Annotated in this window: 17 protein-coding genes and 2 pseudogenes; 11 read left to right on the plus strand and 8 right to left on the minus strand. The window is 72.5% G+C overall.

Going from position 1 to position 21,125, the window contains the following annotated elements; genetic code table 11:
* Nucleotides 1-56 precede the first annotated feature (56 nt).
* The 3 genes and pseudogenes from ABZ659_RS13675 to ABZ659_RS13685 form a co-directional block, all read left to right on the plus strand.
* Nucleotides 57-479, plus strand: a complete 423-nt coding sequence (locus tag ABZ659_RS13675) for a hypothetical protein (RefSeq protein WP_360217860.1) — start codon at nt 57-59, stop codon at nt 477-479.
* A gap of 195 nt (nt 480-674) precedes the next feature.
* A pseudogene (locus tag ABZ659_RS13680) lies at nt 675-1,100 on the plus strand (hypothetical protein); the annotation flags it as partial.
* Nucleotides 1,101-1,138: 38 nt separating this feature from the next.
* A pseudogene (locus tag ABZ659_RS13685) lies at nt 1,139-1,606 on the plus strand (hypothetical protein); the annotation flags it as partial.
* Here ABZ659_RS13685 and ABZ659_RS13690 read toward each other — a convergent pair.
* Both ABZ659_RS13690 and ABZ659_RS13695 read right to left on the minus strand, forming a co-directional pair.
* On the minus strand, nt 1,596-3,323 hold the full coding sequence (locus ABZ659_RS13690; RefSeq protein WP_360217863.1) for an Ig-like domain repeat protein: 1,728 nt from the start codon (nt 3,321-3,323) through the stop codon (nt 1,596-1,598). The pseudogene ABZ659_RS13685 and the gene ABZ659_RS13690 sit on opposite strands and share 11 nt — an antisense overlap.
* A 252-nt stretch (nt 3,324-3,575) precedes the next feature.
* A complete protein-coding gene (locus ABZ659_RS13695) occupies nt 3,576-5,399 on the minus strand; it encodes a phosphoenolpyruvate carboxykinase (GTP) (protein ID WP_360217866.1) in 1,824 nt (607 codons plus the stop codon).
* A 338-nt stretch (nt 5,400-5,737) separates the two neighbouring features.
* On the opposite strand from ABZ659_RS13695, the gene ABZ659_RS13700 reads away from it, so the two are divergent.
* The 4 genes from ABZ659_RS13700 (at nt 5,738) to ABZ659_RS13715 (ending at nt 9,191) form a co-directional block, all read left to right on the plus strand.
* Complete coding sequence (locus tag ABZ659_RS13700) at nt 5,738-6,451, plus strand: hemolysin III family protein (protein WP_360217869.1); 714 nt, start codon at nt 5,738-5,740, stop codon at nt 6,449-6,451.
* Nucleotides 6,452-6,567: 116 nt separating this feature from the next.
* On the plus strand, nt 6,568-8,256 hold the full coding sequence (locus ABZ659_RS13705; protein ID WP_360217872.1) for an MFS transporter: 1,689 nt from the start codon (nt 6,568-6,570) through the stop codon (nt 8,254-8,256).
* A complete protein-coding gene (locus ABZ659_RS13710; RefSeq protein WP_360217875.1) occupies nt 8,256-8,435 on the plus strand; it encodes a hypothetical protein in 180 nt (59 codons plus the stop codon). The genes ABZ659_RS13705 and ABZ659_RS13710 overlap by 1 nt, the downstream gene beginning before the upstream one ends.
* Before the next feature lie 24 nt (nt 8,436-8,459).
* Nucleotides 8,460-9,191, plus strand: a complete 732-nt coding sequence (locus ABZ659_RS13715) for a Mut7-C RNAse domain-containing protein (protein WP_360217877.1) — start codon at nt 8,460-8,462, stop codon at nt 9,189-9,191.
* 62 nt (nt 9,192-9,253) lie between these two features.
* Here the strand turns inward: ABZ659_RS13715 and ABZ659_RS13720 are convergent, their stop codons facing one another.
* Entirely contained in the window at nt 9,254-11,287 is a 2,034-nt protein-coding gene (locus ABZ659_RS13720) for a thioredoxin domain-containing protein (protein ID WP_360217880.1), read from the minus strand.
* A gap of 136 nt (nt 11,288-11,423) precedes the next feature.
* Between ABZ659_RS13720 and ABZ659_RS13725 the strand changes: the two genes are divergently transcribed.
* Nucleotides 11,424-14,630 carry a tetratricopeptide repeat protein gene (locus ABZ659_RS13725; protein ID WP_360218004.1) on the plus strand — a complete coding sequence of 1,069 codons (3,207 nt, stop codon included), beginning with the start codon at nt 11,424-11,426 and terminating at the stop codon, nt 14,628-14,630.
* A gap of 2 nt (nt 14,631-14,632) precedes the next feature.
* Here the strand turns inward: ABZ659_RS13725 and ABZ659_RS13730 are convergent, their stop codons facing one another.
* Together ABZ659_RS13730 and mca are read right to left on the minus strand one after the other, a co-directional pair.
* A complete protein-coding gene (locus tag ABZ659_RS13730; RefSeq protein WP_360217883.1) occupies nt 14,633-14,878 on the minus strand; it encodes a hypothetical protein in 246 nt (81 codons plus the stop codon).
* Nucleotides 14,871-15,752, minus strand: a complete 882-nt coding sequence (gene mca / locus ABZ659_RS13735; RefSeq protein WP_360217886.1) for a mycothiol conjugate amidase Mca — start codon at nt 15,750-15,752, stop codon at nt 14,871-14,873. The genes ABZ659_RS13730 and mca overlap by 8 nt, the downstream gene beginning before the upstream one ends.
* 119 nt (nt 15,753-15,871) lie before the next feature.
* On the opposite strand from mca, the gene ABZ659_RS13740 reads away from it, so the two are divergent.
* Together ABZ659_RS13740 and greA are read left to right on the plus strand one after the other, a co-directional pair.
* Nucleotides 15,872-16,270, plus strand: a complete 399-nt coding sequence (locus ABZ659_RS13740) for a DUF4307 domain-containing protein (RefSeq protein WP_360217889.1) — start codon at nt 15,872-15,874, stop codon at nt 16,268-16,270.
* A 216-nt stretch (nt 16,271-16,486) separates the two neighbouring features.
* Nucleotides 16,487-16,987, plus strand: coding sequence for a transcription elongation factor GreA (gene greA, locus ABZ659_RS13745; protein WP_360217891.1), 501 nt, complete (start codon nt 16,487-16,489; stop codon nt 16,985-16,987).
* A gap of 91 nt (nt 16,988-17,078) precedes the next feature.
* Here the strand turns inward: greA and ABZ659_RS13750 are convergent, their stop codons facing one another.
* From ABZ659_RS13750 to ilvA, 3 genes are all read right to left on the minus strand, one after another.
* The gene (locus ABZ659_RS13750) at nt 17,079-17,924 is read right to left on the minus strand and encodes an ABC transporter permease (RefSeq protein WP_360217894.1); all 846 of its coding nucleotides are present in this window, start codon (nt 17,922-17,924) and stop codon (nt 17,079-17,081) included.
* Nucleotides 17,921-18,898 (minus strand): ATP-binding cassette domain-containing protein, encoded by a 978-nt coding sequence (locus tag ABZ659_RS13755; RefSeq protein WP_360217897.1) that lies wholly within the window; start codon nt 18,896-18,898, stop codon nt 17,921-17,923. The genes ABZ659_RS13750 and ABZ659_RS13755 overlap by 4 nt, the downstream gene beginning before the upstream one ends.
* Before the next feature lie 205 nt (nt 18,899-19,103).
* Entirely contained in the window at nt 19,104-20,333 is a 1,230-nt protein-coding gene (gene ilvA / locus ABZ659_RS13760; protein WP_360217900.1) for a threonine ammonia-lyase, read from the minus strand.
* A 163-nt stretch (nt 20,334-20,496) separates the two neighbouring features.
* Between ilvA and ABZ659_RS13765 the strand changes: the two genes are divergently transcribed.
* A complete protein-coding gene (locus tag ABZ659_RS13765) occupies nt 20,497-21,003 on the plus strand; it encodes a MarR family transcriptional regulator (RefSeq protein ID WP_360217903.1) in 507 nt (168 codons plus the stop codon).
* Nucleotides 21,004-21,125: the final 122 nt, after the last annotated feature.

A 21,125-nucleotide genomic window follows, 5' to 3' on the forward strand; every position in this document is an offset into this window, starting at 1 on the left:
GTTTAGACGAGGTCTAATGTAGGATGGCTTCTGTCACTGCGGCAGGAGGCCCTCCCATGTACGAACCGATCCGCACCAAGTCGGTCCACAGCACGATGGCGGGCAGCACCCCGGACTTCCCCCACCGCACCCGCGAGGAGGAGCTGGACATCCAGCTCGCGGGCCACCTCGCCGCCCTGCTCGCCGTCACCGACGAACTGCGCGCCCACGCCCCGTCCGACGACCTGGACACCGCGGCCGAACGGCTCGCGCAGCAGGTCGCCCGGTTGCGCGGGGGCAGCGCGCCGACGCGTGCCCCGCTGACCGCCGCCCCGGGTGAGCCGCGGCTCGCGCCCCTGCACCGCCGGGCGCACACCCTCGCCGGGCGCGCCCTGGTCGTCGCCGCCTCGCGCGCCGACACCGCCGCCGCGATCCTCACCGCCGAGCGCATGGACGCCCACGCCGCGGCCCTCGAACCCCGGGAACTGACCGCCCGCTAGCCCCTCTCGGGCCCCCCGACGGCCCCGGTCCGCGTGCACCCGCAGCGACGCGCGGACCGGGCGCCACACACCACCCCCGCCGCTCCCGTGCGCCGGCGCACGGGAGCGGCGCCTGTTGCGTAGCGGGACCGGTACGTCACCCCCCGTTCACCCCCGCCGACGGGGAACGTTGGATTCCGCGAGCACGCTGCCGACGTGAGAGGCATCGCAGGCATCGTCCTCGCGGTCCTGCTGATCGGCGGCGTGGTGGCAGCCGTCGTGGCGGGCCGGGACCACGGGGACCAGGGCACGGCAACGAAGACCGTGCGCGCGGTGATCGGCTCGGAGAAGGCGGACTTCTTCACCGATCCCCTGGTGGTGGACGCCCTGGCCGCCGAGGGCTACACCGTACGGACGGAGACCTCCGGCTCCTGGGCCATGGAGGGCCTGGACCTGAAGGGCTACGACTTCGCCTTCCCCTCCAGCCAGGCCCCCGCCGACGAACTCGCCAGGCAGCTCGGCGCGCGGCAGCCCCCGCCCCGCCCCTTCTACTCGCCGCTCGTCGTCGTCGCCCACCGCAACGCCGCGGGGGTCCTCGCGGGCAACGGGCTGGCGGCGCTGGACGCCGGGCGGGGCAAGGGCGGCGCCGGACGCTCCGGCGGGGCGAGCAGCGCCATCTCGGCGCGGGTCGCCTCGTCGACGGGGACCAGCCCCCGGAGTTCCCCGGCCTCTCGGAGCAGTTGGACGCCGTGCGCGCCGACCTCGCCCGCCTCGGCGGCTATCTGACCGACGTGGAGCTGCCGCCCACGGTGACGGAGCGGCTCACCGCGCTGACGGAGCTGCTGGGCGCGCTGCTGGCGCCCGGCTGGGTCGCGGAGGCGCTGGCCGCCGACCCGGAGGGGGTGCGCACGGTGTCCCGGGCCGTACGGCAGGACGTCCCCGAGGCCGTCGACGCGTTCGTGCGCACCCGGTGGTGGCACCGGATGACGCCCGGGCAGGAGCCGCCGGAGCGGCACCTGGAACGGCAGCTCGCGCCGCTCCACGCGGAGGCGGAGCGGCTGGCGGCGGACCTCAGGGAGACCGAGGCCCGCCGCCAGGAGTCGCACACCCGGTACCTGGAGGACCGGGGCGGCGGGCTCAGCGGGTGACGTACACCGTCGCCGCCGCGCTGGACGGCTGGTGCAGGTCGTCGCCGGGCCAGCTGACCGTGTAGGTGGTCTCACGGCGCGTGCGCGGCAGGTCGTCGATGGTGAAGGTGCCGTCGGCGGCGACCGTCACCGAGGAGAGCGTGCCCGTGCCGAGCCGGTCCGACCGCTCCACCTTCAGCACCGCCCGCTCCGGCAGCGCCCTGCCCTGCGCGGTGAACGTGCCGGTGATGTGCACACCGCCGGACAGCGACGCCTCGGCCGGGGCGGTGAGCGCGATCGACGTGGGCGCCTTGCCGACGGTCACGGTGTGGGTGAGGTCGGTGGCGGGGCGGTGGGTGAGGTCGCCGAGGAAGGAGACGGTGTAGGTGGCGTCGCCGACCAGGTCGGGCTCGTCGAGGACGGTGAAGGTGCCGTCGGACTTGACGGTGGCGGTGCCCAGGTCGTGGGTGCCGTCGGCGTCCTGCCGGGTCGCCGTCACCTTCAGCGGCTCGGTCGGGGCGGGCCCGTCCAGCTCCAGCCTGCCGCGCACGGCGAGCGGCTCGCCCGCGACGGCCCCGGAGGGGCTGTGGGTCAGCTCGCCGGCGAAGCGGGTGTCGTACTGGACGGCCGGGGGCTGGATGACGTGCAGCCAGTACTGGTTGCCGTAGGCGTTGGTGGTCACCGCGAACAGCCGGGAGCCGTCGGCGGACCACTCCAGGCCGCGCGGGGCGACCCGGTCGCCGTCGAGGCTGCCCTCGAAGGCGAACTCCAGCGGCGCGGAGGCGTCGGCCGGGTCGGCGGGCTGGACCAGCAGGTCGGGGGTGGCACCGCTGGCCGCCGCGCCCCGCGCGATGTACGTGCCGTCGCCGCTGAAGGCGACCGCGCTGGCGCTGGCACCGGCCGGGAGGGCGGCGTACCCGGTCGCCGCGTCCGAGAGGTCGTCGGTGTTGAGCAGCCGGGTGCCGTAGGAGGCGTCGGCGACGGCGACCTTGCCGCCGTCCGCGGAGAACGCCATGTCCTTGAGGTTCAGCGCGCCGGTGCCGTCGGCGGCGGCGAAACGGCGGGCGGCGTTGCGGACCAGGGTGGTGCCGCTGGCGTCGAAGACGGTGAGGAACGGGTTGGCCGCCCGGGCGTTCAGCGGCTGCCCCATCAGCATCCGGTCCCCCGCGCCGGCCTCCAGTTGCAGCACGCCGAAGTCGTTCCAGCCGGTGCGCGCGTACCCGGTGTCGGTGAGGGTGTCCAGGTTGGTCGGCACGGTGGCGCAGGAGTCGGTGGTGCCGTACGGCGTGGTGAAGTGCAGTCGGCCGCCGGACTGGGCCAGGGAGCGCCCGCAGATGTCGACGGAGACGTTGGTGGTGCCGCTCGGCTGGTGGGTGCTGGTGTCGTAGGCCAGGATCTGGGTGCGTCCGCCGACGTAGAGCGTGCCGCTGTCGGCGCTGAGGGCCAGGCCGGAGACGTAGTACGCGGTGGTGATCGTGGTCACGCGCTCGCCGTCGAAGTCGTACACGGCGACGTTGCCGGGGTTGTTGTAGTTGCTGGTGTTGCTGTCCGCGACGTACACGCGCTGGTGGACGGAGTCCACGGCCATCGCGGAGTACGTCGTGATCGGCAGCTTGGCCACCACGTCGGAGGCGGCGGCGTGGGCCGCGGGCGCGACGGCGACGGTGAGGCCGGTCCCGGCGAGCGCGGCGGCGAGGACGGTGGCCGCGAGCCGTCCCGGACGGTGTGCTGTATTCAACTGTGCCCCCCACAGGCTGTGTTGAGCCCCGTCGGACACGACGGGACTCGTGTGTCACCCATGTAACAGGGGTGAAGATCGCGTGAGCAAGGGGGCGCGCGGGCCGGTTGAGTGCGACGGTGCCACGCCCCGCACGCCGTTGTGCGGGGCGGGAGGCACCGGGAGGCACCCTGATCCCGCGGCCGACCGTGACGATCGCTGGTCAGGGCTCCCATCGAGGGGCCGGCCGCGGGGGTTCTCGGGGGGTGGGCGTCAGCCCAGGCGCCGCACCAGGGCGCGGTACTCGTCCCACAGCTCCTGGGGCGTGTGCTCGCCGAAGGTGTTGAGGTGCTCGGGGACGAGGGCGGCCTCCTCGCGCCACACGTCCTTGTCGACGGTGAGCAGGAAGTCCAGGTCGCTGTCGGACAGTTCGAGCCCGTCGGTGTCCAGGGCCCCCTTGGCCGGGAGGACGCCGATGGGCGTCTCCACGCCCTCCGCCTTGCCCTCCAGCCGCTCGACGATCCACTTCAGGACGCGCCCGTTCTCACCGAAGCCCGGCCAGACGAACGCGCCCTCGTCGTTCTTGCGGAACCAGTTGACGTAGTAGATCTTCGGCAGCCTGGCCTGGTCCTTGCCCTTGGCGACGTCGACCCAGTGGCCCATGTAGTCGCCCATGTTGTAGCCGCAGAACGGCAGCATCGCGAACGGGTCGCGGCGCAGCTCACCGACCTTGCCCTCGGCGGCGGCGGTCTTCTCGGAGGCCACGTTGGCGCCGAGGAAGACGCCGTGGTTCCAGTCGAAGGACTCCGTGACCAGGGGTACGGCGGTGGCGCGCCGCCCGCCGAAGAGGATCGCCGAGATCGGCACGCCCCGCGGGTCCTCCCACTCCGGGGCGATGATCGGGCACTGCGCGGCGGGCACGGTGAAGCGGGCGTTGGGGTGCGCGGCGGGCGTTCCGGACTCCGGGGTCCAGTCGTTGCCCCTCCAGTCCGTGAGGTGGGCCGGGGGCTCCTCGGTCATGCCCTCCCACCACACGTCGTTGTCGTCGGTGAGGGCGACGTTGGTGAAGACGGCGTTGCCCCACAGCGTCTTCATCGCGTTGGCGTTGGTGTGCTCGCCGGTGCCGGGCGCGACGCCGAAGAAGCCGGCCTCGGGGTTGATGGCGTACAGACGGCCGTCCTCGCCGAAGCGCATCCAGGCGATGTCGTCGCCGATCGTCTCGACCGTCCAGCCCGGGACGGTCGGCTCCAGCATGGCCAGGTTGGTCTTGCCGCAGGCGCTCGGGAACGCGGCGGCGACGTACTTCGCCTCACCGCGCGGCGGGGTCAGCTTCAGGATGAGCATGTGCTCGGCGAGCCAGCCCTCGTCGCGGGCCATGACGGAGGCGATGCGCAGGGCGTAGCACTTCTTGCCGAGCAGCGCGTTGCCGCCGTAGCCGGAGCCGTAGGACCAGATCTCGCGGCTCTCCGGGAAGTGGGAGATGTACTTGGTCTGGTTGCACGGCCACGGGACGTCCTGCTGGCCGGGCTCCAGGGGGGCGCCGAGGGAGTGCACGGCGCGTACGAAGAAGCCCTCGTCGCCCAGTTCGTCGAGGACCGGCCGGCCCATGCGGGTCATGGTGCGCATGGAGACGGCGACGTACGCCGAGTCGGTGATCTCGACGCCGATCGCGGACAGCGGCGAGCCCAGCGGCCCCATGCAGAAGGGCACGACGTACATGGTGCGGCCCCGCATCGAGCCGCGGAACAGGCCCTTCTCCCCGCTGAAGATCTCCCGCATCTCGGCGGGGTCCTTCCAGTGGTTGGTGGGCCCGGCGTCCTTCTCCTCCTCGGAGCAGATGAAGGTCCGGTCCTCGACGCGGGCGACGTCGGTGGGGTCGGAGGCCGCGTAGTAGGAGTGGGGACGCTTGATCGGGTCGAGCTTCCGGAAGGTGCCCGCCTCGACGAGCTGCCCGCACAGCCGCTCGTACTCCGCCTCGGATCCGTCGCACCAGACCACGTTGTCCGGCTGGGTCAGTTCCGCGATCTCGTTGACCCACGAGATCAGTTCCTGGTGCTGGGTGGGGATGACGGGGGGAGCCGCGATATCGCGCGCCACGATCGCTCCTAGGTGAGGGTTTGCCGTGAGGGATATGTCGTTGTCTGCCCCGTGGGGGCCGCGGCCCGGATGCGTTGCCGTGCGTGCGCGCTCATCCGGTGCCGACCGCACTCATATGATCATGCGGGGCGAGTGCCCATCTGTCCAGAGGACCTCACAACTGAGCGACGTGACCATTACCACGTATGAAATGTCACTTTAGATGCGCATTGCGTTTGCTCGACTGTCCCTTTACGCCAACCGGAATCCGGTGCACCGCCCTCAACTCCCGTGAGACGATGGCCACTACCAGACTGGGACTGATCCGTAACTTACGGTGGCGTAGGTACGATGTGGACATGACTGCGTCCGCCTCCGACGCGCCCATGGAGACGCCGCCCCCCGGCCGCGTCTCCGCGGCGCTCTCCCTGCCGCACCCGATCAAGCCGAAGCTCCGAGGCTGGCTGCACCTCGGCATGTTCCCGGCCGTCCTCGTCGCGGGGCTGGTGCTCACCGCCCTCGCCGACTCCCCCCGAGGACGCCTGGCCTGCGGGATCTACGCCCTGACCGCCTGCCTGCTGTTCGGCGTCAGCGCGCTGTACCACCGGGGCAACTGGTCCCCGCGCATGGACGGCCTGCTGCGCCGACTGGACCACGCCAACATCTTCCTGATCATCGCGGGCACCTACACACCGCTGACGATCCTGCTGCTGCCGGACACCAAGGGGCAGTGGCTGCTGTGGGGCATCTGGGCCGCCGCCCTGGCCGGAATCCTGTTCCGGGTCTGCTGGGTCGGCGCCCCGCGCTGGCTCTACACGCCCTGCTACATCGCCATGGGCTGGGCGGCCGTCTTCTACCTGCCCGACTTCATGCGCGCGGGCGGCATCGCCGTCCTGGTCCTGGTGATCGTCGGGGGCGTGCTCTACAGCGCGGGCGGCGTCATCTACGGCATGAAGCGCCCCAACCCCTCGCCCCGCTGGTTCGGCTTCCACGAGGTCTTCCACTCGTTCACGCTGGCGGCGTTCATCGCGCACTACGTCGGCATCTCGCTGGTGGCGTACCAGCACGCGTAGCACCCGTCACCTCCATGGCCACGGCATGTAAAGCCGTGGCCATTTTTGCTGTCCCGTCACCCTCCCGGCCCACGCGTTATTGACAGAGGATGGACTTTGACAGTTACTCTCATTTCATGGCTACTGTCATCGTCCCGGTCGAGCCGGGCCAGGACCCCCGCCGCTGGTGGGCGCTGGCCGCGCTGGTCGCGAGCACCCTCGTGCTCGGCTTCGACCTGACGATCCTCAACGTGGCCCTGCCCACCATGGCCGCCCAGCTCGGCGCGGGCACCGACGAACAGCAGTGGGTCGCGGACGCCTACGTCGTCGTCTTCGCGGCGCTGATGCTCCCCGCGGGACTGCTGGGCGACCGGTTCGGGCGCCGCCGGATGCTGGTCACCGGGCTCGCCGTCTTCCTCGCCGGGTCCCTGCTCGGCGTACTCGCCGGGAACGTGCACGCGGTCATCGCGGCGCGCGCCGTGATGGGCGTCGGCGGGGCGCTGGTGATGCCGCTGGCGCTCTCCGTGCTGCCCACGCTGTTCGGGCCCGGTGAACGCCCCAAGGCCGTCGGCGTCCTCTCGGCCGCCTCCGCGCTCGGGATGCCGCTCGGGCCGATCGTCGGCGGCTGGCTGCTCGACCACTTCTGGTGGGGCTCGGTCTTCCTGGTCAACGTGCCGATGGCGGCGGTCGGGATCGTGGCCTGCCTGTTCCTGTTACCGGAGACGAAGGACCCCGCCGCCCCCAGGGTCGACGCCGTCTCCACCATGCTCACCACCGCCGGGCTCGGCACCCTCGTCTACGCCATCATCGAAGCGCCCGGACGCGGCTGGGGCGACGTCCACGTGCTGGGCCCGCTGGCCGCGGCGGCGCTGCTGCTCGGCGCGCTGGTACGCCGGGAGCGGCGGGCCGCGCGCCCGGTGCGCGACCTCGCGCTGCTCGGCGACCGCGGCTTCCTGCTCAACGCCGGGACGGCCGCGCTGGTGACGTTCGTGCTGGCCGGGCTGCTGTTCCTGCTGCCGCCCTACCTCCAGGCCGTCCTCGGCCACGACGCCTTCGGCACCGGGCTGCGGCTGCTGCCCGTCATGGGCGGGGTGCTGCTCGCCGCGCGCGCCGCGCAGCCGCTGGTGGAGAAGCTGGGCTCCCAGTCGGTGGTGAGCGCGGGCCTGGTGGTGCTGGCCTTCGCCGCGTTCCTCGGCAGCCGTACGACGGTGGACTCCGGGTACGGCTTCACCGCGCTGTGGCTCTCCCTGGTCGGCCTCGGGTTCGGGTTCTCCATGGTCCCGGCGATGGACGGCGCGCTCGCCGCGCTGCCCGCCGACCGCTCCGGCAGCGGCTCCGGCCTGCTGATGACCCTGCGCCAGGTCGGCGGCGCGATCGGCATCGCCCTGCTGGGCAGCCTCCTCGCCGGGGTCTACCGGGCCGGGCTCGACGTGCCCGGCCTGCCCGCCGCGGCCACCGAGACCGCCGGTCAGTCGGTCGTCGCCGCGCACCTGCTCGCCGAGCACACCGGCGCCCCGGCCCTCGCCGCGTCCGCGAACGCCGCGTACGTGCAGGGGATGGCGGTGGTCCTGCTGGTCTGCGGGACGGCGGCGCTGGCGGCGGCCCTGCTGGCGGCGGCGCTGCTGCCGGGGCTCGCCACCGAGGCACGGGCCGGACAGGGCACGCGGGCCGGGCAGCCGGGGTGGGCCCGCCAGGCGGGGCGGACGGGGACGGGGCAGACTCGGCAAACCGGGCGGACCCGGCAGCACCCCACGCCCCGGGACCAGACCCACCGCATCGGGCGCGACGGGCGCATCGGGCATGTCGTAGGACGGAGCAGAGGCTGATGATCGACATCGAGACGTACGACGGCGGATACCTCGCCACCGAGGAGTACCCCGCCCGCACCGACGACCGCGCCCCCGCGCCCCCGGTGCTGGCACTGCGCTGCCGGATCCCGGCGAGCGCGCCGGAGCCGACCGGGCACCTGCCCTCCCACGGCATCGGTCCCTCGTGGGAAGTGTGACCGCGGCCTGTCATCCTGATCGTCGTGAACGGACCCGAGATTGACGTCGCATTCGCCCCCGGCCTCCACCTGTTCGTCCCGGCCGCCCGCCGTGCCGGACGCACCCCGCTGACCACGGACGGCGTCTCCACCCTCGGCCATGTCGTCGAGTCCCTGGGCGTGCCGCTGACCGAGGTGGGCGCGCTGGTGGTGGACGGCCGGGAGGTGCCCGCCGCGCACGTCCCGGCCGCCGGTGAGTCGGTGACCGTCCGGGAGGTCACGCGCCCCCAGCGGGTGCCGGGCGCCCCCCTGCGGTTCCTGCTCGACGTGCACCTCGGGACGCTGGCCCGGCGGCTGCGGCTGCTCGGCGTCGACACGGCCTACGAGTCGACGGACATCGGCGACCCGGCGCTGGCCGCGCGCTCGGCGGCGGAGAAGCGGGTGATGCTCAGCCGCGACCGGGGCCTGCTGCGCCGCCGTGAGCTGTGGGCGGGCGCGTTCGTCTACAGCACCCGCCCCGACGACCAGCTCCAGGACGTCCTGGCCCGCTTCGCCCCCGAACTGCGCCCGTGGACCCGCTGCACCGCCTGCAACGGGCTGCTGCGCGCCGCCACGAAGGAGGACGTGGCGGACCAGCTGAAGGGCGGCACCCAGCGCTCGTACGACGTGTTCGCCCAGTGCGCGGAGTGCGGTCGCGCCTACTGGAAGGGCGCGCACCACGACCAGCTGGAGGCCATCGTGACCCGCGCGACGGCCCCCCGCGCACAGGACGGCTAGGGCGTGCCGCGAGAGTCCCGCCAGCCTCGTCCCCCACCTCACAGGGCAAGACACCTAGCTGGTCAACGCGTCAAGGCCGCCCGCAGCCGCTCCCGGTCGGTCGTCGGCGCGTCGCAGGTGAAGTTGCGGCAGACGTACGCCGTCGGGGCGCCGTCGGCGAGCGGGCGGTCGGCGAGCAGCGGGAACTCGTCGCTGCCCTCGGTGCCGTAGGCGACGACCGCGCCGGGCGCGGTGCCCAGCAGGGCCGTGCGGTGCAGGGCGCGGGTGTCCGGGTCGTCGAGCGCCGGTCCCACGACGGCGACCTCGCGCGGACCGTCGAGCAGCGCCTCCGCCACCGCCAGCCCCCAGCCGACGAACCTCGGCACCCGCGGCCCGAGGGCCCGCACCACGCCGAGGGCGCGTTCCGCGGCGGTGCGGTGCGGCTCGGAACCGGTCTGGGCGGCGTACCCGAGCAGCGCGCCCGCGGCGGCGCTCCAGCCGGACGGCACGGCGTTGTCGGTGGGGTCCTGCGGGCGCCGGATCAGCTGCTCGGCGTCGGCCGCGGTGTCGTACAGCGCGCCCGACCCGGCGTCGGTGAAGCGGACCAGGACGTGGTCGAGCAGGAACCCGGCGAACTCCAGCCAGACGCCCTCCCCGGTCACCGACGCCAGCGCGAGGAACCCCTCGGCGACGTCGGCGTAGTCCTCCAGGACACCCGCGTTGGCCCCGGCGCGCCCGTCCTTGCTGGTGCGGGTGAGCCGGGCGGCGTCGTCCAGGTGCAGCCGGACCAGCAGGTCGGCGGCGGCGACGGCGGCCTCCACCAGGTCGGGCCGGTCGAAGTAGGCGCCGGTCTCGGCGAGCGCGGCGATGGCGAGCCCGTTCCAGGCGGCCACGACCTTGTCGTCCCGGCCCGGGGCGGGCCGCCGGGCGCGCGCCTCCAGCAGCCGCCGCCTGACGGACCCGATCCGCCCGGCGTCGACGACGGACTCCCCCTGCGGGAGCCGCAGCACGGACGCGCCCTCCTCGAACGTGCCCTCCTCGGTCACCCCGAAGTACTCGGCGGCGAGTCCGGCGTCCTCCTCGCCGAGCACCTCACGCAGTTGCGCGGGCGTCCACACGTAGTACGCGCCCTCCACGTGCCGCCCCGAGCCGTCGTCGCTGTCGGCGTCCAGCGCGGACGCGAACCCGCCCTGCCCGGTGCGGAGTTCGCGGACCATGAAGTCGGCCGTCTCCAGCGCGATCCGCCGGGCGAGCGCGGAGCCGGTGGCCCGCCACAGGTGGGCGTAGACCCGGCACAGCAGCGCGTTGTCGTAGAGCATCTTCTCGAAGTGCGGCACGGTCCAGTCGCGGTCCACGGAGTACCGGGCGAAACCGCCGCCGAGCTGGTCGTAGAGGCCGCCGCGGGCCATGCGCTCACAGGTGTCCGCCGCCATCTGCAGGGCGCCCTCGGCGCCGGTGCGGGCGTGGTGGCGCAGCAGGAACTCGACCACCATGGACGGCGGGAACTTCGGCGCCCCGCCGAACCCGCCCCGCTGCGGGTCGTACTCCCGGGTCAGCCCGAGCAGCGCCTGCGCCAGCTCCTGCTCGCCGGGGACCTCGGTGCCGCCGAAGGACACCTCCCGCCCGGCCAGGTCCCGGACGATCTTCCCCGCCACGTCGGCGACCTCGTCCCGCCGGTCCGTCCACGCGTGGTGCACGCCCTCCAGGACCTGCCGGAACGACGGCATCCCCCCGCGCGGCGCGGGCGGGAAGTACGTACCGAAGTAGAACGGCTCCGCGTCCGGCGTCAGGAACACCGTCATCGGCCACCCGCCCTGCCCGGTCGCCGCCTGCACGGCCTCCATGTAGACCGCGTCGACGTCCGGCCGCTCCTCCCGGTCGACCTTGACGCTCACGAAGCGGTCGTTCATGACGTCGGCGGTGGCCTGGTCCTCGAAGGACTCGTGCGCCATGACGTGGCACCAGTGGCAGCTGGAGTAGCCCACGCTCAGCAGCACCGGCACGTCCCGCCGCCGCGCCTCCTCGAACGCCTCCGGCGACCAGGGCCACCAGTCGACCGGGTTCTCGGCGTGCTGGAGCAGATACGGCGAGGTCTCGTGCGCGAGTCGGTTCGGCATGGGGTCCATCCTGCCCCAGTACCGGGCGGGACAGGGGACAGCACACAGGCGGGTGATCCTGCCCCCTCGTCAGGCCGCCCCCCGGGCAGCACACTTGATGACCGAGGACAGCGATCCGCGACAGGGGGACGAGACCATGCGGGACGCGCACCGCGCGGAGGCCGACCGGCTGTTGCGCCGGGCCGTGGAGGAGGAGGTACGGCGGTCGGGGGGCCGTACCGACGGGCAGGTGCTGCTGACCCGGGCGCGCGGGTCGCTGGACGCGATGGCGCGGACCGCCGCCGAGGAGTACGCCGCCTACACCCACGCCCTCGACGAGTCGGAGGCCGGACGGCTCACCTTCGGCCAGCGGTACGCACGGGAGGGTGCCGGGACGCCGCTGCTGGTGGCGGGCGTCGCCGGGTTCGCGGCCGTGGTGGCCGACCTGGCGCTCGGCACCGGCACCGGGACCGCGTTCGGCGCGGGCGTCACCGTCGGCGTGGTCGGCGCGGCGGCGACCGTGGTGAAGGTCGCCGGGACGCACCTGCCCGCCGCCCACCACCGCGCCGGTGCCGTGAGCCAGCCGGGCGGGCCCGAGCAGCTGCGGCTCCAGTGGCTGACCGCGCTGGAGGTGCGCGGCATCCGGCCGTTCCTGGACCAGCAGCGGGTGCTGGCCGCGTCCACCGGGCCGGTCGGCAAGCAGCAGGGGCCGAAGCTGCGCGGCACCGACAAGAGCGGCAAGGCCCGCGGGCGCAGCGTGCTGGAGCAGTCCTTCGCCCAGCTCCCGGAGCCGACCGGCCCGTTCGCGGGGCGCCGGACCGAGCTGGGGCGGATCCGGCAGTGGGTGCAGGCCGCCCGCGCCAGCACCCGGACCCGGCCGACGGTGGTGGTGCTGCACGGGCCGCCCGGCAGCGGCCGTACGACGCTGGCGGTGCGCGCCGCGCACGACCTGCGGGACCAGTTCCGCGGTGCCTGCGTGGTCGACCTGCGCGGGGACAGCCCGCAGGACCCGCCGCTGACCACCCGGGACGCGCTGCTGCACCTGCTGAACCGGCTCGGCGCCTCCCGCGAGCAACTGCTGTTCCGGGAGCGCTCCTCCCCCGACCAGCACGTCAAACGGCTCGGCGAGCTGTACCACCAGCACCTGACCGGCGTCCCCGTCGCCGTCGTCCTCGACGACGCCTCCGACGTGCGGCAGATCCGCGCCCTGGTCCCCGAGCGCTCCGACAGCCTCGTCCTGGTCACCGCCCGCGAACCCCTGGAACTCCCCTCCGACCTGCCCGCCCGGGTGCACCACCTGCCGGTGCGCACCCTGGACGCGGCGGGCGCGGAGGAGCTGCTGGGCGCGGTGGCGCGGGACGCCTCGGGGCCCTACGACGCCGAGTCCGCGGAGACGATCCGGCAGCTGTGCGACGGGCTGCCGCTGGCGCTGCGCGTCGCCGGGTCCTCGCTCGGCCAGCGCTCACCCCGCCAGCTCGCCGCCGACCTCGGCGCCTACGGGCCCGTGCAGCCGGTGGAGCGGGCGCTGTGGCTGTGCTACGCCGACCAGTCGGACGCCGCCCGGCGGCTGCTGCGGCGCCTCGCGCTCGCCGGGCGGGCCTCGCTCGGGGCCGCCGCCGCGGCGGCCCTGATCGCCACCGGTGAGGCCGAGGCGACCCGGCACCTCGTCGCGCTCGCCCGGGCCGGGCTCATCGACCAGGTGCGCGGCGACCGCTACCGGCTGCACGACCTGGTGCGCGTCTTCGCCCAGGCCCGTCTCCTCGACGAGGAGGAGCCCGCGGAGCGCACCGCCGCCCAGGAACGGCTGATCGTCAACTACGCCGAACTCGCCGACTCCGTGCTGCGGCTGGTCGACGGCAACATGTCCACCCGCTCCGACCGGTTCGGCCCGCACGGCTTCACCTCCCTCGACGAGGCGCTGCGCTGGCTGGACGACGAGTCCAGCTTCATCACCGCCACGCTGCGGCACGCCGAGGGCGTCGACCAGGGCGCGGTGCTGAACCTGCTGGGCGCGCTGTGCGACTACTGCCTGCTGCGCGGCGACCTCTACCGGCTCGGGGAGATCAGCGAACTCGCGCAGGCCGTCGACCAGGGGCTGCTGGTCCGCTCCGTGCAGTGGCGCACCGGTATCGCCGCCCGTCAGCTCGGCGAACTCGACAAGGCCCGCACCACGCTGGCCTCCGTCGTCGACCTGTACCGGGAGGCGCACCACGACGCCGGCGCCGCCCGTGCCCTGTGCTCGCTCGGCATCACCCTGCACCACCAGGGCAACCTCACCGAGGCCGCGGCCCGGCTCCGGGAGGCCCTCGACCTCCAGGCGTCCCCCGGGCTCGCCACCGACCGGGCCTGGACCATGCACGCGCTGGCCGCCGTGGAACGCGACCGCGCCCACCTCGCCGAGGCCCTCGACCTGCTGACCCGCTCCCTGGAACTGCACCGCGCCGGGGAGTCCCTGCACGGCCAGGCGTGGGCGCACTACCAGCTCGGCCAGCTCTGTCTGCGCCTCGGTGACGTGCCGCGCGCCGAGACCGAGCTGCGGCACGCCCTCGACCGGTACGGCCGTACCCGCGACGCCCGTGGCGAGGCGTGGGCGCTGACCCAGCTGGCGCGGGCCCGGCTGGTCGCCGGGGACGCCAGCGAGGCGGTGACCGAGCTGCGCCGGGCCGCCGTACGGCACCGGGAGAACGAGGACGCCCGCGGGGAGGCGTGGACCCTGTACTACCTCGGGCAGGCGCTGGAGGAGGCGGGCGACCTGGAGCTGGCCGTCCGTGACCTGGAACGGGCCCGCACGATGTTCTCCCGGATGCGGGACGTGTACGGCCTGGCCTGCGCCCGGCACCACTCGGCGCGCGTCACCCGCGACCAGCGCGCCGCCCAGACCGGTTCGCTGCGCAACTCCGGGTTCGCCCGGCAGCTCCTCGTCGACGCCCGCGCCGACTTCCAGCGCATCGGCGTCGCCCACGGCGAGGCGTGGACCTGTCTGGAGCTGGCCGTCGTCGACGCGGGCAACGCCCGCACCCCGCAGGCGCTGGCCCTGTGCGACGAGGCCGCGGGCCTGTTCGCCTCCTACGGCGACCGGCGCGGCGAGGACTGGGCGCGCTTCCTGCGCTGCACCCTGCTGCCGTACGCCGCCCCCGGCGGGGTGGAGGTCGGTACGGCCGTCGCGCAGGAGGAGCTGACGCAGCTCGCCCGCGCCGGACATCCGGCGCGGGACGACAAGCTCGACGACTTCGTGGGCGCCTACGCACTCCTGCTGGAGCGTGGGATCACCCTGGAGTCGGGCTGGCAGGCGTGGCGGCTCGGCATGGTACCCAGCCGCCACGCCCGGGAGGTGATGGGCGTCGCGGTGGCGGCGACGCCGTGACCTCAGTTGCTGCCGGGGCGCTCGGCTCCGGAGTCGACGGCGGCGCCGTCCGCCTTCGGGGCCTCCTTGAAGTCGACCCGGCCCATGTGCCGGTTCATCGACTTCATCAGCCCCCACACGGCCAGGGCCATCACCGCGAACACGATGAAGCCGAGGACGCCGGGCGTCACCTTGTCCTTGTCGAGTTCCTCGGCGAGGGTCACGACGTGGGTCATTGCCAGGCTTGCGCTTGCGCTCATGTCAGGCATTGTCGCGGATGCCCGCGAAGAGGTCGTCCTCGGGGAGGGAGGTCTCCACGAGCGACTTCGCCAGTTCGTACTCCTCCGTGGGCCAGACCTCCTTCTGCAGCTCCATCGGCACCCGGAACCAGCCGCCGTCCGGGTCGATCTGCGTACGGTGCGCGATCAGCGCCTTGTCGCGGATCTCGAAGAAGTCGGCGCACGGGACGTGGGTCGTCAGCGTGCGCTCGGCCCGCTGGATCTCGTCCCAGCGCTTGAGCCACTCCCCGTACGGCGACTCCAGGCCGCGGTCCAGCATCGCCTGGTGCAGCGCCTCGGTGCGGGGGCGGTTGAAGCCCTGGTTGTAGTAGACCTTCATCGGCTGGTAGGCCGGGCCGTACTCGGACTCCGGGTACTTCCCGGTGTCCGCCGCGCCCTCGAACGCCACCATCGTGATCTTGTGGGTCATGATGTGGTCGGGGTGCGGGTACCCGCCGTTCTCGTCGTAGGTGGTGATCACCTGGGGCCGGAAGGCGCGGATCTTGCGGACCAGTTCCCCGGCCGCGTGGTCGACGTCCTCCAGGGCGAAGCAGCCCTCCGGCAGCGGCGGCAGCGGGTCGCCCTCGGGGAGCCCCGAGTCGACGAACCCGAGCCACTCCTGCTTGACGCCGAGGATCTCCCGGGCCTCGTCCATCTCCTTCTTGCGTACCTCGTGGATGTGTTCCTCGATGTACGCGTCCCCCTGGAGCTTCGGGTTGAGGATGGAGCCACGCTCCCCGCCCGTGCAGGTCACGACCAGCACGTCCACCCCCTCGGACACGTACTTCGCCATGGTGGCCGCGCCTTTGCTCGACTCGTCGTCGGGGTGGGCGTGGACGGCCATCAGTCGCAACTGGTCAGTCAAGACTCAATCCTCAAGTCGTTAGGCGCCCTGTGTGCGGTGGCGCGATGAGCGGCTTCTATAGTGACCGAATCGGGCGAGGAATAATTCCGCCCCTGGGAACGGCCGGGAGGACGAGGATCATGAGCACGGCGAGCACGCGCCTGCCCGAGGGCCGCTACGGCCGTTCCTCGGACGAGCGCGCCAACCGCACGCTCATGGTGGTCGGCGCCGTCCTGGGCGCCGGGCTCATCGCCCTCGTCGGCTACTTCGCGTACCACTACATCGGCGGGAACAGGATCAGCGGCCAGGTGATCAGCTTCGACCTCGCGGACGACGCGGTGAAGGTGCGCCTCCAGGTGGAGAAGGACGCGGGCACCTCCGGCTACTGCACCGTGCGCTCCCAGGCCGCGGACGGCGCCGAGGTGGGCCGGGCCGACTTCCGCTTCGAGGGCGACGCCACCACCGTCACCCAGGTCGTCACGCTGCGGACGACGGCCCCGGGGTCGACGGCCGAGCTGCTCGGCTGCCACGCCGACTGATGATCAACTCCGGGCGTTCATCCGGGCGTCATCTCTGGCGCGGTCGGTGTCATCCGCAATCCGTAGGCTCTGACCTGCGTTGACACGACTTTGGTGACTTATGTCCTCCCCCTTCCGCCACTGAATTGTTAGGCTCGTGGTTTCGCCCACTCCTGAAGGAACATTCTTCTGGATAGGGCGATGCTTTGTATTCCCAGTACCGACGAGGAGCACCCTGTGACCCAGACCAGCGAGAACGTCACCTGGCTGACCCAGGAGGCGTACAACAAGCTCAGGGACGAGCTTGAGTACCTTACTGGTCCTGCGCGCACGGAGATCGCCGCCAAGATCGCGGCCGCGCGCGAGGAGGGCGATCTGCGCGAGAACGGCGGCTACCACGCGGCCAAGGAGGAGCAGGGCAAGCAGGAGCTCCGTGTGCGCCAGCTGACCCAGCTCCTCGAGAACGCCAAGGTCGGTGAGGCCCCCGCCTCGGCCGACGGGGCGGTCGCGCCGGGCATGGTCGTCACGATCGCCTTCGACGGTGACGAGGACGACACCCTGACCTTCCTGCTCGCTTCCCGTGAGTACGCCAGCGGCGACATCGAGACGTACTCGCCGCAGTCCCCGCTCGGCACCGGTGTCATCGGCCACAAGGTCGGTGAGGACGCCGAGTACGAGCTGCCGAACGGTAAGAAGGCCTCGGTGCGCATCCTCAAGGCCGAGCCCTACAGCGGCTGACCGGCTGTTCCCGCAGGACCCTGGCACGCCCCCGCTGTCCACGGACGCCGGGGGCGTCGCCATGTCCGGCCGCCACGGCCCAGGGCGCCGCCTACGCGGTCGCCGAGCGGTACTTGCGGACCGCCAGCGTCCGGAAGAGGGCGATGATGAGTATCGACCAGATCAGCGAGGCCCACACCGGGTGCTGCATGGGCCAGGCGTCCGACGGGCTCACCCCGGGGTTGCCGAACAGCTCGCGGCACGCCTGCACGGTGGCGCTGAACGGGTTCCAGTCCGCGACGTGCTGCAGCCACGGCGTCATCTGACTGGAGTCCACGAACGCGTTGGACACGAAGGTGACCGGGAAGAGCCAGATCAGCCCGCCCGAGGTGGCCGCCTCCGGGGTCCGCACGGACAGTCCGATCAGCGCGCCGACCCAGGTGAACGCGTACCCGAGCAGAAGCAGCAGCCCGAAGGCGCCGAGCACCTCACCGATGTTGGTGTGGGTCCGCCAGCCGACCAGCAGCGCGACGACCGCCAGCACCGTCACGGTGAGCGCGGTCTGCACCAGGTCGGCGAGCGTCCGCCCGGTCAGCACCGCCCCTCGGGCCATCGGCAGCGACCGGAAGCGGTCGATCAGCCCCTTGTGCATGTCGTCGGCGATGCCCGCCCCCGCACCGGCGGTGGCGAAGGTGACGGTCTGCGCGAAGATGCCCGCCATCAGGAACTCGCGGTAGACACTCGGGTCGGTGCTGCCGCCGATGTTCATGGATCCGCCGAAGACGTAGCTGAACAGCACCACGAACATGATCGGCTGGATGAGCCCGAAGATGACCATCTCGGGGATCCGTGTCATCCGGATCAGGTTGCGCTTGGCGACCACGAGTGAGTCACGCACGGACTGGGTGAGCGGATTGGACGGCGCGCTGATCCGCACGGTGTCGGTGATGGCACTCACCTGACGGCCCCCTTCTCGTTCTCTTCGTCCTTGGCCTCGGCCACGTGTCCGGTCAGGGACAGGAACACGTCGTCGAGGGTGGGTCGGCGCAGGCCGATGTCGTCTATCTCGATACCGCGGACGTCCAGCTCGCGGATGACCTCGGCGAGCAGCTTGGCGCCGCCGGTGACGGGCACGGTGAGCTTGCGGGTGTGGTCCTCGACGGCGACCTCGCCCTTGCCGAAGCCGCGCAGCACCTCGCTGGCGGTCGTGATGTGCTCGCGCTCGTGCACCACGACCTCCACCCGCTCCCCGCCGGTGCGGGCCTTGAGCTGGTCGGAGGTGCCGCGGGCGATCACCTTGCCGTGGTCGACCACCGCGATGTCATGGGCGAGGTGGTCGGCCTCCTCCAGGTACTGGGTGGTCAGCAGCAGCGTCGTACCACTGGAGACCAGTTGCTTGATGACCTCCCAGAGCTGCTGGCGGTTGCGCGGGTCCAGGCCGGTCGTGGGCTCGTCCATGAACATCACCGGTGGCGAGACGACCAGCGCCGCGGCCAGGTCGAGACGGCGGCGCATACCGCCGGAGTAGGTCTTGGCGGGGCGGTCGGCGGCGTCCGCGAGGTTGAACTGCTCCAGCAGCTCGGCGGCGCGGACCTTCGCGTCCTTGGCCCGCATCTGGTACAGCTGCCCGACCATCTGGAGGTTCTCCCGGCCGGTCAGGTACTCGTCGACGGCGGCGAACTGGCCGGAGAGGCCGATGGAGCGCCGTACCTCGTTGGGATGCTTGAGCACGTCGATGCCCGCGACCACCGCCCGGCCGCTGTCCGGGCGCAGGAGTGTGGTCAGGCAGCGGACCGCGGTGGTCTTGCCCGCGCCGTTCGGCCCGAGGAGGCCGAGGACCGTGCCCTCCGGGACGTCGAGGTCGACGCCGTCAAGAGCCCTTACGTCGCCGAAGGTCTTCACCAGACCTTCGGCATGGATGGCGCCTGGCATATGAGTCTCCACCTCATTGGGATCTGTCACGGGAGTTCGTCATGGAAGTGCGGCTTGGGAGGACTTGGAAGATCTTGGGAGTTTTTCGGAGCCCTTTGGAGTTCTTCGGAGTCCTTCGAGGCTCTCACCATAACGCGATGTATCGCGTCTCACAATGCGAATCATTCGAACGGGTGATGGAACGGAGATCGATCCGGTGCGGCGGTCAGGCGATGACCAGGTATCCCGCGGCCCGCAGGGCGTCACCGACCTCGACGCAGTGCGCCGGTCCCTTCGTCTCCAGGTGCAGTTCCACCTCCGCCTCCGTGAGCCCGAGCCGTGGGTCGGTCCGTACGTGGCTCACATCGAGGACGTTAGCGTCGACCACTGACAACACCCCCAGCATTTTCGCGAGGGCGCCCGGCCGGTCGGTCAGCCGCAGCCGAACGGCCAGGTAGCGGCCCTGCGCCGCCATGCCGTGCCGCAGCACCCGCTGCATCAGCACCGGGTCGACGTTGCCACCGGACAGCACCGCCACCACCGGCCCCTCGAACGCCCCCGGCTCGCTCAGCAGCGCCGCGACCGGGCTGGCGCCCGCCGGTTCCACGACCAGCTTGGCCCGCTCCAGGCAGAGCAGCAGCGCGGTGGACAGCTCGTCCTCGCTGACCGTGCGGACCTCGTCCACCAACTCGTCGACGATGGCGAACGGCACCTCGCCCGGCCGCCCGACCCGGATGCCGTCGGCCATCGTCACCGGGTTCTCGACCGCCACCGGCCGCCCCGCGGCCAGCGAGGGCGGATAGGCCGCGGCACCCGCCGCCTGCACCCCGACGATCCGCACGTCCGGACGGAGCGTCTTCATCGCGACCGCGATCCCGGCCGCGAGCCCGCCGCCGCCCACGCCCACCAGGACCGTGCGCGCCTCCGGGCACTGCTCCAGGATCTCCAGGCCGACCGTGCCCTGCCCGGCGATGACGTCCGGGTGGTCGAAGGGGTGGATGAACACCGCGCCGGTCTGGGCGGCGTACTCCTGCGCGGCGGCCAGCGTCTCGTCGACCACCTGGCCGTGCAGGCGCACCTCGGCGCCGTACTCCCGGGTGGCGCTGATCTTGGGCAGCGGGGCGCCCTTGGGCATGAACACCGTCGCGCGCACCCCGAGCAGCGCGGACGCCAGCGCCACGCCCTGCGCGTGGTTGCCCGCGCTGGCCGCGACCACCCCGGCGGCCCGCTCCTCCGGCAGCAGCCCGGCGATCCGGACGTAGGCGCCGCGCAGCTTGAACGACCCGGTGCGCTGGAGGTTCTCGCACTTGAGGTGCACCGGCGCCCCCACCAGCTGCGTCAGGTGCCTGCTGCCCTCCATCGCGGTCACCCGCGCCACCCCGGTGAGCATCTTCTGCGCACCGCGCACGTCGTCGAGGGTGACCGGCGGGACGGGGACCGACTTGCGGTAGTTCATGCCGCAAGTCTCGCAGTTCACACACGCCGACGGCTGTTGTGACCAACCTCCGAGACTGGTTTGGGCAGCCCCGGTACGGGCCGCCTGCCATCCGCGTAACCTGTCCCCCAACCCAGCTGCCCAGCGATGAAGTGAGCCCCCCGCCATGCCCACAACACCTGAAATGTCGATGGACATGACGACCGTCGGCGACAGCGGTCTTCTCGACACGCTCCAGCACGAGGTGGCGGTGTTCGCCCGCCGTGCGGAGCAGACCCGGCTCGGCGGCGTCGGTCAGGTGCGCAACTCCATGGACCGCGCCGCGTACCTGCTGCTCAACCGCCTCGACAAAGAGGGCCCGATGGGCGTCAAGGCGCTCGCCGCGAGCATGGGCATCGACTCCTCCACGGTCACCCGGCAGGTGGCTCCGCTCGTCGACACCGGCCTGGTCAAGCGCACCTCGCACCCCGAGGACGGCCGTGCCGTGGTCCTCCAACTCTCCCCGCGCGGGCACTCCCGGCTGGACGAGGTACGGTCCTCCAGGCGCCAGTTGATGGCCGATCTGACCCAGGACTGGGCACCGGAGGAGCGCGCGGCGTTCTGCACCCTCCTCACCCGCTTCAACCAGTCGCTGTCCGCGCGGATGGCCGTCCAGGGTATGCCGGGGGCGGACCAGTCCGCACGGTCCTGACCTGCCGGGACCGATCCGGAGGGCGGGGCTCCGCACGCTGGTGGTGCGCGGCTCTTGACCGAAAGGGCACCCCTGGCCTCATATGAGACCGGGTCCTGGTTTTCGTACGCGGGTTCGCGCGC

This window comes from Streptomyces sp. NPDC006997 (assembly GCF_040635175.1).
Taxonomy (GTDB): Bacteria; Actinomycetota; Actinomycetes; order Streptomycetales; family Streptomycetaceae; genus Streptomyces.

Coding starts and splice junctions, on each gene's coding strand:
- ABZ659_RS13700 (WP_360217869.1), top strand. CDS start 5,738: ATGACTGCGTCCGCCTCCGACGCGCCCATGGAGACGCCGCCCCCCGGC.
- ABZ659_RS13705 (WP_360217872.1), top strand. CDS start 6,568: ATGGCTACTGTCATCGTCCCGGTCGAGCCGGGCCAGGACCCCCGCCGC.
- ABZ659_RS13675 (WP_360217860.1), top strand. CDS start 57: ATGTACGAACCGATCCGCACCAAGTCGGTCCACAGCACGATGGCGGGC.
- ABZ659_RS13710 (WP_360217875.1), top strand. CDS start 8,256: ATGATCGACATCGAGACGTACGACGGCGGATACCTCGCCACCGAGGAG.
- ABZ659_RS13755 (WP_360217897.1), bottom strand. CDS start 18,898: ATGCCAGGCGCCATCCATGCCGAAGGTCTGGTGAAGACCTTCGGCGAC.
- ilvA (WP_360217900.1), bottom strand. CDS start 20,333: ATGAACTACCGCAAGTCGGTCCCCGTCCCGCCGGTCACCCTCGACGAC.
- ABZ659_RS13720 (WP_360217880.1), bottom strand. CDS start 11,287: ATGCCGAACCGACTCGCGCACGAGACCTCGCCGTATCTGCTCCAGCAC.
- ABZ659_RS13740 (WP_360217889.1), top strand. CDS start 15,872: ATGAGCACGGCGAGCACGCGCCTGCCCGAGGGCCGCTACGGCCGTTCC.
- ABZ659_RS13725 (WP_360218004.1), top strand. CDS start 11,424: ATGCGGGACGCGCACCGCGCGGAGGCCGACCGGCTGTTGCGCCGGGCC.
- ABZ659_RS13765 (WP_360217903.1), top strand. CDS start 20,497: ATGTCGATGGACATGACGACCGTCGGCGACAGCGGTCTTCTCGACACG.
- ABZ659_RS13730 (WP_360217883.1), bottom strand. CDS start 14,878: ATGCCTGACATGAGCGCAAGCGCAAGCCTGGCAATGACCCACGTCGTG.